Below are 16,092 nucleotides of genomic sequence, written 5' to 3' on the forward strand. Positions count from 1 at the left end.
ATGGTAGTGTGGGGTTACCCATGTGAGAGTAAGTCATCGCCAGCTCATTATTCTAAACACCCCCTTCAATAGAAGGGGGTGTTTTTTTATGAAGTAAAGAATGAATTTGAAAATAATTAAACCCTTTTAATTAAATAAGAAGCTCTATTCAGTTAATTTATGCCAAACAATAAATGCCTTAGTGATAAGGCTAATATCATAAAAACAACCCAACTAATTAGTTGAAAAGCTAAATAATAAACAATAGTGAATGGTTCAAAAAATGAATGATTTACAATGAAATTTTTATTTACAAAGATCATCAAAGTTGACTAGTAAATAAAATGCCAATCCTAATTTGCAGATTGAGTATTCAAAACTAAGGTTTCAGTCGAAAGGTTATATAAGAATTCATTCTTAGTAACTAAGAATAAATATAAAACTCTTAAAACTTGAATTTTCATGATTTTTTATGCCAATTGAATTATTAATCAATCTATTAAATGAATAATCCACTAGAAAGTCGTATAGACAAAAATCCTAATTTATTGCATTTATATAAAATATGAATCTAGGTTCATTATTTTAAAAATACTCACAATTGGAGGTGAGATAAAAATGACAGCGCAGACAATGAATGTGAATGCTGTAATTGATAATGCAAAATTTAAACCCTTTCATTTATCAATCGTATTATGGTGTTTATTTATCGTAATTTTTGACGGTTATGATTTAGCAATTAATGGCGTAACGTTGCCACTTCTTATGCAAGAGTGGGGTATGACTTCTGTCCAAGCTGGGGTGTTAGCGAGCACAGCGCTAGCGGGAATGATGTTTGGTGCGATGCTTTTTGGCATGTTGGCAGATAAAATTGGTCGAAAAAAAGTTATTTTGATTTGTGTAACCTTGTTTAGTGGTTTTACTTTTTTAGGAGGATTCGCAACTAATCCAACAGAATTTGGAGTTTTAAGATTCATTGCTGGACTTGGTATCGGCGGTGTTTTGCCAAATTTAGTAACTTTAACTTCTGAATATGCACCACAAAAATTGAGAAGTACCTTAGTTACGATTATGTTTAGTGGCTATGCAGTTGGTGGAATTATGGCGGCTTTATTGGGTGTAAAATTTACACCTGAATTTGGTTGGCAGATTATGTTCTTTATTGCAGGAATTCCATTATTAGTATTACCGTTTATATGGAAGTATATGCCTGAATCACTAACATTTTTAGTGAAACAAAAAAATTATGAACCTGCCTCACAAATTATTAATAAGATCAATGCAGATTTAAATGTGAATTCTTCAACTCATTTGGTTCTAAACGAAATTAAATTACCTGATGCATCGGTTAAATCTCTATTTACTGATAATAGAGCGAAAACGACGTTATTATTTTGGTGCTGCTTTTTTATGTGTCTTTTAATGACATACGCATTAGGAAGTTGGTTACCAAAGTTAATGATGGCTGCAGGTTATTCTTTGGGAAGTAGTTTAACATTTTTACTTTCATTAAATATTGGCGCTGTCATCGGTACTATTGGTGGTGGAATTCTAGCAGACAAATTTCATCTCAAACCTGTTGTGATTTCGATGTTTGTAATCGGAGCTTTTGCTTTATTTGGATTAAGTTTTAACTCACCACCAATGGTTATTTATCTACTGGTGGCATTGGCTGGTGCAGCATCAATTGGTACTAGTATTTTAATATATAGCTATGTAGCGCAATCTTATCCAATTGCGGTACGTTCTACTGGAATTGGTTGGGCTTCAGCAGTAGGGCGTACAGGTGCAATTGTTGGCCCCATTGTCATTGGTATTCTTTTAGGAATGGAATTGCCACACAAATGGAATTTCATTGCCGTTGCTATACCAGCAGTAATTGGTGCAATAGCCGTATTCTGTATTAAAAGGACAAAAGTGATTGAAACAGTTCCTGAAAAAATAAAAATCGCATCTTCAATTACACAGTAGAATAAAAGCCTCATAAGAGGCTTTTTTTATAAATATGATTTTAAAATTTTTTGATGCTCTTTAACCTGTTTGGCATAACGTTTACCTTGTTTTTTCATTTTTCGATTTGTGTTGTATCCAGTAGGTCCAACGTTGTAATAGGCCAGTGCTTTTTTCCAGCTACCAGCAGATTGATTGTATTTTGATAGAATATAAGTTCCACAATGAATATTAATATTTTCTTGAAAAAGGTCACCTGGACAAGATTGCTGCCAATATCTAGGGATAATTTGAGTAAGACCTACAGCACCTGCTGGTGATACTGCATAATTTCGATAACTCGATTCTTGTCGAATAAGTGCGGCCATTAACAGGGGGTCGACATCAAATTGTTGCGCACTTTGCACAATTAGGGGAGAAACCCTATTTGCGGTGTCTGGGTGTACAGAGTATGCCTTTTGGATACCTGTTGAAAGTTTTGCGGCGCGTTTTTGTACTGAACCACCACCTAAAGATGAGCAACCAACAAACACGACACACGATGATAGAACTAAACTAAATTTAAGGAAAGTAAAGGATGGGTGAGATGATTGTAAACGTTGTAAAAAAAGCAAAATAGTAACCGTGCAAATTCAATTTGCAAAAATCATAAGTAAGCTGGTGATTGGGGTCAAGCCCTAGATAAATTGGAGTGTTGTAGTTTTGCAATATATTGATGAGTAAGATAAATAGATCAGAAAACTTTAAAATTGATTCAAAATTTTCTTATAATAATGCCATTATTAAATGCCTGAAATCATCATGACGCCAGCTTGTAAATTTTTGAAAAACAAAAAGATAGATTATTCTGTTCATGAATATGACCATGATCCTAATGCTGAAAGTTTTGGTTTAGAAGCAGCTCAAAAATTGGGTTTATCTGTACATGAAGTTTTTAAGACACTTCTAGTGACAGATGATATCAATTATTTTGTGACAATTTTACCAGTGGACCATCAACTTAATTTAAAAAAGGCGGCGAATGCTTTCAGTTGTAAAAAACTTAAAATGGCTGATCCGAAAGTGGCTGAGCGTCTGACCGGTTACTTAGTGGGTGGGATTAGTCCAATTGCTCAAAAAAAGCGACTTAAGACAGTCATTCACCAATCGGCAAGTTCTCTTAAAAAGGTGTACGTGAGTGGTGGAAAACGAGGGCTAGATATCGGATTAGATCCTCAATCATTGGCCCAAGTATTAGATGCTCAATTTAAGGACATTGTGGATCACACTTAATGTTTGATCACTACATTTGACGTAGATTGGTTAGATATTCTTGAGCGATAAAAATTTCTTGATCATCAGTTGGGCATACCTTGTTCCATTGATGTTCTTGATCTAATTCCCAAGCACGTTGATTATCGTTCAGATAATTCAATAGACCATCTTTAATAATCGTTTTCTTTAGTTTTTTATCTTCAATCGGAAAACAAGTTTCTACTCTTGAAAATAAATTACGTCCCATCCAGTCTGCACTTGAACAATATAATTTCTCATTGCCTTGATCTAGAAAATAGTAAACCCGTGTGTGTTCTAAAAAACGTCCTACAATAGATCTGACGCGGATATTTTCTGATAACTGTGGTACTTGAGGTCTTAATGAACAGATGGAACGAATGATCAGATCGATTTGAACACCTGCATTTGAGGCTTGATAAAGTGCCGCGATTAATTTAGGTTCAGTTAAAGCGTTAACTTTGATAATAATATGCGCTTTATGACCAGACTTAGCATGGTGGATTTCATTGGCAATGAGTTTTAAAAGCTGTTCATGCAAGGTAAAAGGTGCATGGAACAGCTTTTTAGGCTTTGCCATTTTTCCCATACCTGTCAATTCTTGAAAGATTTTATGGACATCTTCACAAATTTCATCATCAGTGGTCAGCAGACCGTAATCGGTATACATTTTTGCATTTCCAGCATGATAATTACCAGTTCCCAAATGAACATAGCGCTTCAGATGGTCTGTCTCTCTACGAACAATCAAAATCATTTTAGCGTGAGTTTTATAGCCCACGATGCCATAAACAACGACAGCTCCAGCTTCTTGTAAAAGGTTGGCGACCATGATATTGGATTCTTCATCAAATCTAGCACGTAATTCAATAATCGCAGTAACTTCTTTACCATTTCGTGCCGCTTCTGCTAAGACTTGAACGATCTCTGAATCTGGTCCGCTGCGATAAAGAGTTTGCTTAATTGCCAAGACATTAGGGTCTTTTGCAGCTTCTTTTAACAGGTTGATGACAGGTGAAAATGAGTCAAACGGATGATGTAAAAGGACATCACGTTGTTTCAATACATCAAAGATACTTTTTGATTGTCTTAGTATCTTCGGTATCACGGGTTGATAGGGTTTAAACTTTAAATCTGGACAATCAAAATCTGAAAATAATCGAGCTAAATTTACAGGGCCTTGAACACGATAGAGTTGTGAAGGTTCTAAATCAAATTGTTCAAGTAGATATTGGTTAATCGTTTCTGGGCAATTGTGATCAATTTCAAGTCGAACTTCACGTCCAAATCTTCGCGAAGAAAGTTCATCTTTAAGAGCAACTGCCAGATCGTCTACATCGTCAGCTAAATTTAAGTCAGCATTGCGTGTAACACGGAATTGGTAGCATCCTGTCGCCTTCATTCCTGGAAATAAGTCATTGATATGTTGTTGCAGAATAGCCGACAACAGGATGTAATGTTGCTTATCTTTGCATAAGTCATCAGGAATTTTGACCGCCCTTGGTAAAGTTCTCGGTGCAGGTACGATCGCGAGCTCAATCTGACGACCAAAAGCATCTTTACCTTCAAGCGTGATAATAAAATTAAGGCTCTTATTGACTAAACGGGGAAAAGGATGGGCAGGGTCTAAACTGATGGGCGTGATTACTGGTTGAATAAATTTACTGAAGTAGTTTTGAATCCATTCAGTATATTTATCTAAAATTCCATGATATTGAATAAATTCGATACCATAAGATTTAAGTTGAGGAATGAGCTCGTTATTAAGTATCTGATATTGTTCTTGAACCGCATGATGCGTTGTTTTAGATATTTGTTCTAAAATAATTTCATTGGGAATAGCATCAGGCGCAGTTGTTATTTGATTTAATTCGATCTGTTTTAAAAGTCCAGCAACGCGTATTTCAAAAAACTCATCTAAATTCCGAGAAAAGATGATTAAAAAATTTAGTCGCTCTAATAAGGGGTGGTGAGGGTCTTTAGCTTGAGCTAAAACTCGTTTATGGAATTCTAATAATGAAAGTTCGCGATTAATGTAAGTGTCTGAATTGTGTTGAAAGTTTTCAAAAGAGTGCATAGTACCAATTATTGCTTTAAAAGCCGTCAGGAAAGACCTTGCAGCGATGGTACGTTTGATGTGTGACAGTAATATTACATTGGTTGGTATATATACGATAAATATAAGTTATTGGATTTATTTTATTTCAATAAAAAAGCACACTTTTGAAGTGTGCTTTTTTTGTCCTTTCTAATTTAGAAGTCGTAGCGGAAACCAAGTGAGAGACCTGTAGAATTTTCACCGTTGGCGCCTGCAACATTATTCGTTCTTGCTTGAGACCATGGATTTAAATTAACATTTTCATCATTAAGTACAGTTGCTAAATTGGCATAAACACGCACAGCTTTGTCTAAACGATGCTCAACACCTAATGCTAATAGAGTTGAGTCTCTTTCATCAGCATCTACACTACGTTGAAAAACTTGACCACGAACTGTAGTTTTTGGTGTTAATTTATAGTCTGCAGCTACACCATACACATCTGAATCACGATTGTCCTGACCGTCAACTTTAGCCATTTGATAGAATGCGCCAAGATTTAAGCTGTCAGTAAGTTTGTAGGCGCCAGCGATACGTAATGCATCACGATCAGAACTAGCACGAGCATTCGTTGCATTCTCTTCATACATCGCATATGCAATAGCAAAATCGATAGGGCCTTCTTTGTAGGTCAAAGCAAGATCGTACGCTTTGTTGTCTTTTTCAGCTTGACCATTCTCTTGTTTATCGATGGTAGTTCCAGAGTGTAGTGATAATGCAGCAGCAACATTAAAACCATTTCCGAATTTTGGAGATTTATATTCAATGGTATTTTCATTACGTTCATCGAAACGTTGATCACTTACACGAGTCACGTTACGTAAATCACCAACTTGATCACCGAAATAATTTACTGGAGAACGAGCTGCTTTAAAGGGTGTGTCGAAACGACCAACTTTTACTTGACCAAAGTTACCTTTCAAACCAACGAAAGTATCACGAGTTGAAAATTCAGTACCACCATCAGTGTTACCACTTGTAAAGTTAATTTGTTGTTCGATTTGGCCAAAAACAGTCATGCCATTTTCTAATTTTTGTTCAGCTTTAAAGCCTAAACGAGATGAGTTAGATGATAGACCTACTTCATTATAATCTTTACCATCATCAAGGTAATCTAATGAAACATGTGCGCGACCATAAATTTTAACGTCAGCTGCCATTGCGATTGCTGGTGTAATAAGTGTTGCCCCAACTGCTAATGCGCAAAGTGTTTTTTTCATTTCTAGCTCCAGTAAAGACTGATTTTTTGTCCTAATAATCATGATCAGTAGTTTTTTTGTAACTACTGTTCTCTATTGGTGCTAAGTATTCATTACAAATAAGTCAGTAATATTAAGAATTTATTTCATTATCATTAAAATGGGTAGAAACAATTTATAGTAATCTAAAGGCATAAAAACAAAAAAGGAGCCAAAGCTCCTTTCTTTATGAGGATCTGTTATAAAGCAGCTTTAATCTTCTCAGCCAAAGCCTTGATACGTTCTTGATCACCCATTTGTGCTGCGTGTTTACCCAGTTCATGAATTGAACTTGGAATAAGATGAAAGTGTACGTGAGGCACGGTTTGCCCAGCTGCAGCACCAGATAACTGCATCAACACTATACCTTTTGCATCTAGTGCTTTTTCAATCGCTTTTGCAATTTTTTGAACGATTTGAATCGTGTATGCTGCAGTGTTTGGGTCCAAGTCGAGTAAAGTTACGGCAGGTGATTTAGGGATGACTAAAGTATGACCATCTGCCTGAGGCATAATGTCCATAAATGCAAGAACTTGCTCATCCTCATACACTTTAATTGCAGGAAGTTCACCTCGTAGAATTCTTGCAAAAATATTTTGATCATCATAAGCCATAGCTATTCCCAGAATGTAATTAGATTGAATTATTTACAGTTTAATTCTTTCTGACGTTGCTTAATAGATTCAAGTTTTTGTTGCTCTTTTTCTGAGAACTTAGGTTTAGTTGTATTGCAATTTTCATTGCCAAACTTTGCCTTAGTATCTGGATCTTTAAAACAGAAGCCTTTTGATGCATAGATGATGTTGTAATCATCTTTAAGTTTTTCACACTCTTTTGTAGTGTCGGCAAAAGCATTAACCCCAGCTGAAACAGATACAGCAGTAATTAAACCTAATAAAAACTTATTCATGAGTATCCTCATTTAGAAATGGACATTTGATATTGTCACATTTCAATTATATGGGCTTTATATTTGAATTCAATGGCGAAAATTTATTCTAAGGTAATTTTGCTCCATGATTCGTACATTTTAACTGCTGTCGAAAAATCACTATTAGGTTCAGCTATTGCATTAGCAGCACCAATTAGACTTTGAGTAAGCGTAATGACAGGTGCGGATAATTTTGCTTGATGAATGAGGTCTACTGCGATACCAGTGTCTTTGCTCAGTAACGGTAAGGCAAAAGTATTTGGAAAACTTCGATTTAATACCCGTTGAGGCAATACATTTTCAGTCACACCACTTTTACCACTTGAAGCATTGATGCACTCTAAAGCTTCATTTAAATCCACACCATGTGCTTTAAGTGCAGTAAAACCTTCAGCAGCGGCACATAAGTGAACAGCTAAGAGCATGTTGTTCACTGCTTTCACAGCAAAACCAGATCCTGAGTCTCCTACATGCTTAATCAGTTTACCCATGGCTTGCATTGCTGGTAATGCAGCTTCAAAAGCAGCTTTTTCACCACCTACCATGAAGGTTAAAGTCGCATTTTCAGCACCTATAGTTTGTCCGCTAACCGGTGCATCTAGAAAAAATACACCTTTTGATTTTAAAAAAGCATGTTGTGCTTTAGCTGCATCAGGCACGCCACTGGTACAGTCTACCCAAATTGATCCAGATTTAATGTCGACTTGATGAATGATCTCATTGACTTGCTGACTCGTTGGTAAGCAACTAAAAATGATATCAGCTTGGGCAGCTTCTTGAAGTGATACAGCTTGTGTTTGATATTCAGTTGCATGTTGTTTGGCTTTCTCGAAATTTCGATTCCATACCAAAACTGATTCATAGTGTTTGGGTAAATGGGCTGCCATACGGTAACCCATTGCTCCTAATCCAATAAATGCAACTGTCGTCATTTTCTTTACTCTATTTGTGTTGAACGCTCTGCTAACCAGTGAGCAAGTTCAGGCCAAAATTGATCGGCACTTTTTTGACTCGACATTAAACCTAAATGCCCACCAGGAATAAGAGTAAACGTGACATCACGACTATTTGTCAATTCAGTCAATGGTCTAACAGCATCAGCTGTGACCATTTGATCGCTTGAACCAGCGCCAATCATAAGAGAGCAGTCTATATTTTTTAATTCGATTTTCTTATCTTGAAGTTCGATATAACCATTTTTTAGCGGATTTCTTAACCAGACATTGAATAACATGTCTTGGTTTACCCCAGCAGGATAATCAATCATATGATTGAGGAAATAACCTAAAGTGGCGTGTTCATGCAAAAGTTTTTTATCATCAAGATTCAGTAATAATTGTTTATGGCCTTCATACCAACCTTTAGGATCTAAAATTTTAAATCCAATTGCATTTAAAATACCTGAGGAGTGAATGAGGCGCTTAGGAATACGACCGTTATAAACTTTATGTTTGAGTAGACGAGTTCTTTCAAGATAGCGATTCATCTTAGCATATAGCTTTCCGATACTGCCTGAAGCAAAGCTATCAATTGGACTACCTAAAACAATTAGATTTTTTACATGGTTCGGCTGTCTGAGCGCTGTGTACAACAGAACAAATATTCCCGCCATACTCCAGCCATGTAAAGAAATTTGATCAGATTTAGCGTGTGTGCGTATTTGATCGATACAATTCGGGATTGCATCATCAATAAAACCTAAAAAGTTGAGATCGCGATCCTTATAGCTAAAGTGTCCCCAATCCAATAAATAGACATCAAAACCTTGCTCTGTATAATATTTAATAAGAGAACGGTATGGATAAAGATCATAAATATCCATCTTGATCGCTAAAGGCGCGACAAAGACCAATGGCTCAACATATTTTTTATTTTCAGATGCGTAATATCGAATTTTACTCGATTTATGAGTACCTATCACATCATACGGCGTTGCTTGAGATAAAACCAAAGATTTACCGTAAAAAATGCGTGTCCCTAAATTTTTTAACTTGCTTTGTTTAGAACGCCAGTTAGTTTTTAAATGTTCCATGAAGGTTGAAGATCTCATAAGCATGTGATTTGAACGAAGTCTAAGCGATATTTATATATTTTACCTTGACCTTAAATGCTTTGGGCGCTCAAAATGTTGGCAATTATTCACAAAGGCAGTTTTTAGGACTGATTTAGAGCAATGAGCCAGCAAGACGACATTGAATACCAACTTGATACATTAGCGCTTCGTACAGGTCATACACGCAGTTTTGAAGGTGAGCATGCTGAACCGATGTTTCTAACTTCTTCATTTGTATATGCAAATGCAGCAGAGGCAGCAGCTAAATTCTCTGGGAAAGAGCCTGGTAATATTTATTCTCGCTTTACAAACCCAACAGTCGCAATGTTTGAAAAAAGATTGGCTGCAATGGAAGGTGCTGAACGTGCAGTGGCAACAAGTACGGGTATGGCTGCGATCATGGCGGTGGCGATGTCATTCTTAAAGGCTGGTGATCATGTTGTATGTTCTCGCGCAGTATTTGGTTCAACCGTGGCCTTATTTGAAAAATACATTTCTAAGTTTGGTGTGACTGTCAATTTTGTTGATTTAACAGATTTAGATGCTTGGAAAGCTGCGATCAAACCAGAAACTAAACTACTATTTGTAGAATCTCCGTCAAATCCATTATCGGAAATTGCTGATATTCGTGCATTAGCAGATATCGCGCATGAAAATGATGCCTTACTCGCAATTGATAATAGTTTCTGTACGCCAGTGCTACAACAACCATTAAAATTGGGCGCGGATCTAGTTGTCTATTCAGCGACAAAATATTTAGATGGTCAAGGTCGTGCGTTGGGTGGTGCTGTCGTAGGTAGTCATCAATTACTTGAAGAAGTTTTTGGCTACGTTCGTACAACTGGGCCTTCTATGAGTCCGTTCAATGCTTGGGTTTTCCTAAAAGGTTTGGAAACGCTTCGTCTACGTATGAAGGCTCATTCTGAAAGTGCACAAAAGATTGCTGAGTGGCTTCATCAGCACGATAAAATCGAAAAAGTATTCTTTGCTGGCTTAGCGGATCATGTAGGTCATGATTTGGCTAAGAAGCAACAAAAAGGTTTTGGTGGTATCGTTTCATTCGTGGTAAAAGGTGGGCGAGAAGCTGCTTGGAAAGTGATTGATCACACTCAATTTATTTCTATTACTGGAAATCTTGGGGATGCAAAATCAACGATTACTCATCCTGCAACCACTACTCATGGTAAATTGTCTGATGAAGCGAAGGCTGCAGCTGGCATTGCAGAAGGTTTGATTCGTCTTTCAGTAGGTTTGGAAGACGTTGATGATATTATTGCAGACATTCAACGTGGTCTTGATTTAGTCTAATTTAAATTTGTTCGGAGTATACAAATGAACATTAACATGCTTATGCAACAAGCACAGCGCATGCAAAAGGAAGTAGAGTCCAACATCAAGAAAGCGAAAGAAGAGCTTGCACAGAAAGAAGTGCATGCTGAAGCTGGTGGTGGTTTGGTTAAAGTGACAATGACTTGCCGTAATGTAGTAAAACGCATTGAAATCAATCCAGAATTATTTCAAGACGATCCAGATATGATTGAGGATTTGATTGCAGCTGCTATGAATGACGCTGCACGCCAAGCCGAAGCGATTTCAGAAGAAACAATGAAGTCTGCAAATAGTGGTATGGGATTACCTCCTGGCTTGTCAGGTTTATTTTAAGGATATTGCCGAGTGTTCAGCGAACGGTTTGACCAACTCGTCCAAGCACTGCGAATATTACCAAGCGTTGGGCCTAAGTCGGCTCAGCGCATGGCGTTGCATTTGATCATGAAGAATAAGCAAGGTGCTTTGGCATTATCTGAAGCACTTAGCGATGCCGCTGATCATATCCATGAATGTTCTATTTGCCACTCATTGACTGAGAATGAGGTGTGTGACATTTGTCTGTCGCAAGACCGAGATGATACCTTGCTCTGTGTGGTTGAATCTCCTGCAGACGTGATGGCAATTGAGCAAAGTGGAAGTTTCAGAGGCAAATATCATGTATTGGGGGGGCATTTATCTCCTTTAGATGGTATAGGGCCTGAAGAGGTTGGCATACCTGCATTAGTTCAACGCTTAGCTGAAGGTCAGGTAGCAGAGGTTATTCTCGCTACCAATGCAACGGTTGAAGGACAGGCTACGGCACATTATTTGGTAGAAGCTACACGTCATTTGAATATCAAAATGACACGTATTGCTCAAGGTGTACCACAAGGGGGTGAGCTTGAGTATGTCGATAGTCACACATTAAGCCAAGCAGTTCATAATCGTATGCAAATGAAATAAGCACAAATTGTGCTTATTTTTTTGATTGGAGAAATATCACTTTTCTGAATTGTTTTTTAGTCAAAAAAAATATTAAATTTTTCATGTTTTATAACTATTTACACTGTATACATAGATTTGCTTGACGCTTTAATTGAAAATTTATATTTAAAATTGATAATTTAAGCTAAAATACATCCCGATACCAATCTAGCACATTGTTTTTTATGATGTTTCAATTTATCCAAGAGCAAAAAGAACTCGAGCATGTTTTGACACTAATGAGTCAACAAGATGTTTATGGTTTAGATACTGAATTTATCAAAGTTGATACACTATGGCCAAAATTGGGTGTCTTGCAAATCAATGTCGCAGATCAGGTGTTTTTATTAGATGGTACACGTCTAGATTTTTCGAGTTTCTGGCCTAAAGTTTTTGCTGCAAAGCAAAATATTTTCCATGCTTGTGGTGAAGATATTGATCTGATTTACCATTATTCAAAAGGTAATCATCTTAATAATGTATTTGATACTCAGGTGGCTTTGTCTTTTCTCGGACACGGATTACAGGTCAGTTATCAAAATGCGCTTAAAGAAATTTTAAATATAGAAATTGATAAAGATCAAACACGTTCAGATTGGCTTGCACGTCCTTTAACTGAAGAGCAAAAAGCATACGCAGCGAATGATGTCTTATATATTGTGAATTTAGCCGATGCGCTAAAAAATGAATTAGAGAAAAAAGGGCATTATCAGTATGTACTAGAGGACTGTAAGAGCCTCACGCTTGAGATTGCGACAGAAACGCCGAAAGAGAAACTATACGAAGATGTCGGAAATTATAGACACTCTCGAAAGCAGTTAATGCAGCTACAATTGCTCAGTGTTTGGCGTGAAGAAATGGTGAAGGCTTTAAATCAGCCTCGAAGTTTTATTCTGAAAAATGCCACTATGATTGATTTGGTGGAAAAAAATCCAAAAAATACATTTCAATTATCCCAAGTTAAAAATATTCGTCCGAATGTGGTTCGTGAGCACGGTAAAACGATTTTGGATATTATTGCGTTGCTGCCCCCAATGGAAGAATGGCCATTACGAATTGCTCGACCAATTAAACACTCATCTAAAGATATTACACATGATGTTGATAACATGATTGGTAATCTTGCAGAAGAGTTGGTGATCCCCAAAGAAGTGTTAATGCGAAAAAAATGGCTCGGGGCTTTATATCAGCATGTGGTTTTTCATGGCGATGAACAAGATTTACCTCAATATTTACTCGGTTGGCGTTATGATTTACTGACGAAGCCATTAATTGAGTTGCTTCATAAAGATGCACAATATTTGAGTATGCAAATGAAAGTCAATGAATGACTTCTCTCAAAATTTGATTAAAGAATTACCAGTCATCCTAAACTAGACTGATGCGTTAACAAACGCTAATGTTTCGCCGTTTTTTTTGATGTATGCTTTGCTTTGAGTTTAAAAGGTGTTGTTTGAATCATGTGGTGTGAAATCTACAAATCTAGTAAGAAAGACGAAATGTATATTTACGTTGCGCGTCCTGAACAAGCGGAAAACCAAGAAGCTGTTGATCCGTTATCAGTATTATCTGATGCAATGAAAAATGCATTTGGCCGAGCGACATTTGTGATGTCACTGGAATTACATGCAGAACGCAAATTAGCGCGTGCAAATGTTTTACATGTGATGGATTCAATTCAGACGAAAGGATTCTTTTTACAATTGCCGCCTGAAGGATTGATCAATCCTAATGCGGTAGAGCCAGAGGGACTACGCGGTGCGTGATAATCAAGTTGGAGGATGGGATCAGTTTGTTTCAATGTTGGATTCAATTCCAGAATATAACATTGCAATTACCGTCTATATTCTCGGAACTTTGATTATTCTGTGGTGTTGGTACGGCATAGCGAAACGCCTACCTTCACCTTTAGGTGGAGTGACTTGGATTTTTGTGTTTGCTATTTTGGCAACACCAACGATTTCTGAAGGTCCTAATTCCGCCTTAGCACCTGCAACTTTTGGTTTGATCTTTGGGGTTTTAACAAAAGATTCACCGTTGATCTGGTCCAATTTCTCATTGATTGCCTTTGTTATTGCTTTAGGGTTATTGGCAGGTTATTTCTGGTCTAAGTACGCTTCTAAACAAAAGAATCCAAGACACACATCGTCAGTGAAGACACCACCACTTTAATTATCCAAATAAAAAAATAAGGTTTCATTATGTCTGTTGATGCACATCAATTTACGGGTACAGATCAATATATCGCCACAGATAGTCTCAAGCTTGCTGTGAAGGCCGCTCGAGCGTTGCAAAAGCCTCTTTTAGTGAAGGGTGAGCCAGGTACAGGTAAAACATTATTGGCTGAACAAGTTGCTGATAGCCTGGGTTTAAAACTGATTACTTGGCATATCAAATCAACGACGAAGGCTCAACAAGGTCTTTATGAATACGATGCCGTTTCGAGATTGCGCGATAGTCAATTGGGCGATGAGCGTGTTTATGATATTAAAAACTATATTAAACCAGGTAAATTGTGGGAAGCATTTACCTCTGAAGAACGTTGCGTTTTATTAATTGATGAAATTGATAAAGCAGATATCGAATTCCCAAATGATTTGCTTCATGAACTAGACAAAATGTCATTCTTTGTTTATGAAACTGGTGAAACAATTACTGCAACACAGCGTCCAATTGTGATCATCACTTCAAATAATGAAAAAGAACTTCCTGATGCTTTCTTACGCCGTTGTTTCTTTCATTATATTGAATTCCCAGATGAACAGACCATGCGTGAAATTATTGCAGTTCATTTTCCAAGAATTTCAACGACATTGGTCAGTGAGGCACTTCAGGTCTTCTTTAAGCTTCGCCAAATACCTGGTCTTAAGAAGCCACCTTCAACTTCTGAATTAATTGATTGGTTAAGCTTATTGATGGCTGATGATATGCCTGAAGATATTTTAAGAAACCATGATAAGTCAAAAGCAATTCCACCGCTGTATGGTGCGCTCATCAAAAATGAGCAAGATGTGCAGCTACTTGAGCGCCTCGCATTTATGACTCGTCGATAGGTGATACTATGTTCGTAAGACTGTTTTACACCTTGCGAAAATACGGAATTCCCGTAACGACGCGCGAGCTGATTGATCTGAATCAAGCAATTAGTCTAGGTTTGGTTTTTGCAGATCAAGATGATTTTTATCAGCTTGTGAAGACAGTCATGGTCAAGGATGAGCGTTACTTCGATAAGTATGATCGTGCTATGAAGGATTATTTTCAGGGCATTCAAACCTTTGATGTAGATGATTTACTCAGTAAAGTTAATCAACTTCCTAAAGAATGGTTTGATTTAGAACTCCTTGAAAAACACTTAACGCCCGAGCAACGTGAAGCATTACAAAAAGCAGGTTCTTTAGAAGAGCTTATGAAAATGCTAGAAGAGCGTTTGCGTGAGCAACATAAAAAACACCAAGGTGGTAATCGTATGATTGGCACTGGTGGTACTTCACCGTTTGGAGCTTTTGGTGATCACCCAGAGGGGGTGAGAATTGGAGGGCCGGGACGTAAAAAATCTGCGGTGAAAGTGTGGGAACAACGTAAATACCAAAATCTTGATGATGATCAAATTTTGGGAACACGTCATATGCAAATGGCGTTGCGTCGTCTGAGAAAATTTGCGCGTCAAGGTGCGGAAGAAGAGCTTGATATAGATCAAACGATTCGCGAAACGGCTAAGCAGGGAATTCTTGATGTACAGATGGTGCCAGAGCGTCGTAATCGAATTAAAGTTTTGATGTTGTTCGATGTAGGCGGTTCTATGGATGCCTATATTGCACAATGTGAAAAACTGTTTAGTGCAGCCAAAACAGAATTTAAGACCTTAGAATATTTCTATTTCCATAACTGTCTTTATGATTACGTGTGGAAAGACAATCATCGCCGTACTTCGACAAAAATGAATACCTTAGATTTATTTAATACCTATGGTAAAGATTATCGAGTGATTGTTGTTGGTGATGCAAGTATGGCGCCATACGAATTAAAATCTGCTGGTGGTTCTGTCGAATACATGAATGAAGAGTCGGGGGAAATTTGGTTGCGTCGTTTGCGCCAGCATTATGAAAAGACGGCTTGGTTGAATCCTGAAACTGAGAATTACTGGCATTACACTCAAACGATAGGAATGATCAAAGAAATATTTGAAGATCATATGTATCCAATGACTTTAAAAGGCATTGAAGATATGACTAAATTCCTCTCGCGCTAACTTTTTTAAATTATATTCATCTAAAGGATC

General features: G+C 37.2%; 17 protein-coding genes. 10 read left to right on the forward strand and 7 right to left on the reverse strand.

Features of this window, described 5'->3' with window-relative positions; translation table 11 throughout:
- Positions 1-597: 597 nt before the first annotated feature.
- Complete coding sequence (locus AC1M9C_RS13430) at positions 598-1,950, forward strand: MFS transporter (RefSeq protein ID WP_481953894.1); 1,353 nt, start codon at positions 598-600, stop codon at positions 1,948-1,950.
- A gap of 26 nt (positions 1,951-1,976) precedes the next feature.
- Here the strand turns inward: AC1M9C_RS13430 and AC1M9C_RS13435 are convergent, their stop codons facing one another.
- Positions 1,977-2,462 (reverse strand): lytic transglycosylase domain-containing protein, encoded by a 486-nt coding sequence (locus AC1M9C_RS13435; protein WP_481953910.1) that lies wholly within the window; start codon positions 2,460-2,462, stop codon positions 1,977-1,979.
- Between the two features lie 268 nt (positions 2,463-2,730).
- Here AC1M9C_RS13435 and ybaK point away from each other — a divergent pair, with 268 nt between their 5' ends.
- A complete protein-coding gene (gene ybaK / locus AC1M9C_RS13440) occupies positions 2,731-3,201 on the forward strand; it encodes a Cys-tRNA(Pro) deacylase (protein WP_035266631.1) in 471 nt (156 codons plus the stop codon).
- Positions 3,202-3,211: 10 nt separating this feature from the next.
- Here the strand turns inward: ybaK and ppk1 are convergent, their stop codons facing one another.
- The 6 genes from ppk1 to AC1M9C_RS13470 all read right to left on the reverse strand — a co-directional run bounded on the left by ppk1 (position 3,212) and on the right by AC1M9C_RS13470 (position 9,500).
- On the reverse strand, positions 3,212-5,278 hold the full coding sequence (ppk1, locus tag AC1M9C_RS13445; protein ID WP_035266540.1) for a polyphosphate kinase 1: 2,067 nt from the start codon (positions 5,276-5,278) through the stop codon (positions 3,212-3,214).
- A 176-nt stretch (positions 5,279-5,454) separates the two neighbouring features.
- Positions 5,455-6,519, reverse strand: coding sequence for a porin (locus AC1M9C_RS13450; protein ID WP_035266542.1), 1,065 nt, complete (start codon positions 6,517-6,519; stop codon positions 5,455-5,457).
- 218 nt (positions 6,520-6,737) lie between these two features.
- Positions 6,738-7,151: an HIT family protein gene (locus AC1M9C_RS13455; protein ID WP_481587969.1), complete on the reverse strand. Its 414-nt coding sequence runs from the start codon at positions 7,149-7,151 to the stop codon at positions 6,738-6,740.
- 29 nt (positions 7,152-7,180) lie between these two features.
- Positions 7,181-7,447 (reverse strand): YARHG domain-containing protein, encoded by a 267-nt coding sequence (locus AC1M9C_RS13460; protein ID WP_481587968.1) that lies wholly within the window; start codon positions 7,445-7,447, stop codon positions 7,181-7,183.
- An 83-nt stretch (positions 7,448-7,530) separates the two neighbouring features.
- A complete protein-coding gene (locus AC1M9C_RS13465; RefSeq protein ID WP_481587967.1) occupies positions 7,531-8,400 on the reverse strand; it encodes an NAD(P)-dependent oxidoreductase in 870 nt (289 codons plus the stop codon).
- A gap of 5 nt (positions 8,401-8,405) precedes the next feature.
- A complete protein-coding gene (locus AC1M9C_RS13470) occupies positions 8,406-9,500 on the reverse strand; it encodes an alpha/beta fold hydrolase (RefSeq protein WP_481953896.1) in 1,095 nt (364 codons plus the stop codon).
- Between the two features lie 141 nt (positions 9,501-9,641).
- On the opposite strand from AC1M9C_RS13470, the gene AC1M9C_RS13475 reads away from it, so the two are divergent.
- The 8 genes from AC1M9C_RS13475 to AC1M9C_RS13510 all read left to right on the forward strand — a co-directional run bounded on the left by AC1M9C_RS13475 (position 9,642) and on the right by AC1M9C_RS13510 (position 16,062).
- Positions 9,642-10,829 (forward strand): O-succinylhomoserine sulfhydrylase, encoded by a 1,188-nt coding sequence (locus AC1M9C_RS13475; RefSeq protein WP_481587966.1) that lies wholly within the window; start codon positions 9,642-9,644, stop codon positions 10,827-10,829.
- A 24-nt stretch (positions 10,830-10,853) separates the two neighbouring features.
- Positions 10,854-11,183, forward strand: coding sequence for a YbaB/EbfC family nucleoid-associated protein (locus AC1M9C_RS13480; RefSeq protein ID WP_481587965.1), 330 nt, complete (start codon positions 10,854-10,856; stop codon positions 11,181-11,183).
- A 12-nt stretch (positions 11,184-11,195) separates the two neighbouring features.
- On the forward strand, positions 11,196-11,792 hold the full coding sequence (gene recR, locus AC1M9C_RS13485) for a recombination mediator RecR (protein WP_092768447.1): 597 nt from the start codon (positions 11,196-11,198) through the stop codon (positions 11,790-11,792).
- Positions 11,793-12,001: 209 nt separating this feature from the next.
- Positions 12,002-13,144, forward strand: coding sequence for a ribonuclease D (locus AC1M9C_RS13490; protein ID WP_481587976.1), 1,143 nt, complete (start codon positions 12,002-12,004; stop codon positions 13,142-13,144).
- Between the two features lie 129 nt (positions 13,145-13,273).
- A complete protein-coding gene (locus tag AC1M9C_RS13495) occupies positions 13,274-13,579 on the forward strand; it encodes a YcgL domain-containing protein (RefSeq protein WP_035266558.1) in 306 nt (101 codons plus the stop codon).
- Between the two features lie 34 nt (positions 13,580-13,613).
- The gene (locus AC1M9C_RS13500; protein WP_035266633.1) at positions 13,614-13,985 is read left to right on the forward strand and encodes a hypothetical protein; all 372 of its coding nucleotides are present in this window, start codon (positions 13,614-13,616) and stop codon (positions 13,983-13,985) included.
- A gap of 29 nt (positions 13,986-14,014) precedes the next feature.
- Positions 14,015-14,866 (forward strand): AAA family ATPase, encoded by an 852-nt coding sequence (locus AC1M9C_RS13505; RefSeq protein ID WP_092768445.1) that lies wholly within the window; start codon positions 14,015-14,017, stop codon positions 14,864-14,866.
- 8 nt (positions 14,867-14,874) lie between these two features.
- Positions 14,875-16,062 carry a vWA domain-containing protein gene (locus tag AC1M9C_RS13510; protein WP_481587964.1) on the forward strand — a complete coding sequence of 396 codons (1,188 nt, stop codon included), beginning with the start codon at positions 14,875-14,877 and terminating at the stop codon, positions 16,060-16,062.
- Positions 16,063-16,092 lie beyond the last annotated feature (30 nt).

The sequence above is a fragment of the Acinetobacter sp. 24-47-39 genome, assembly GCF_056783825.1.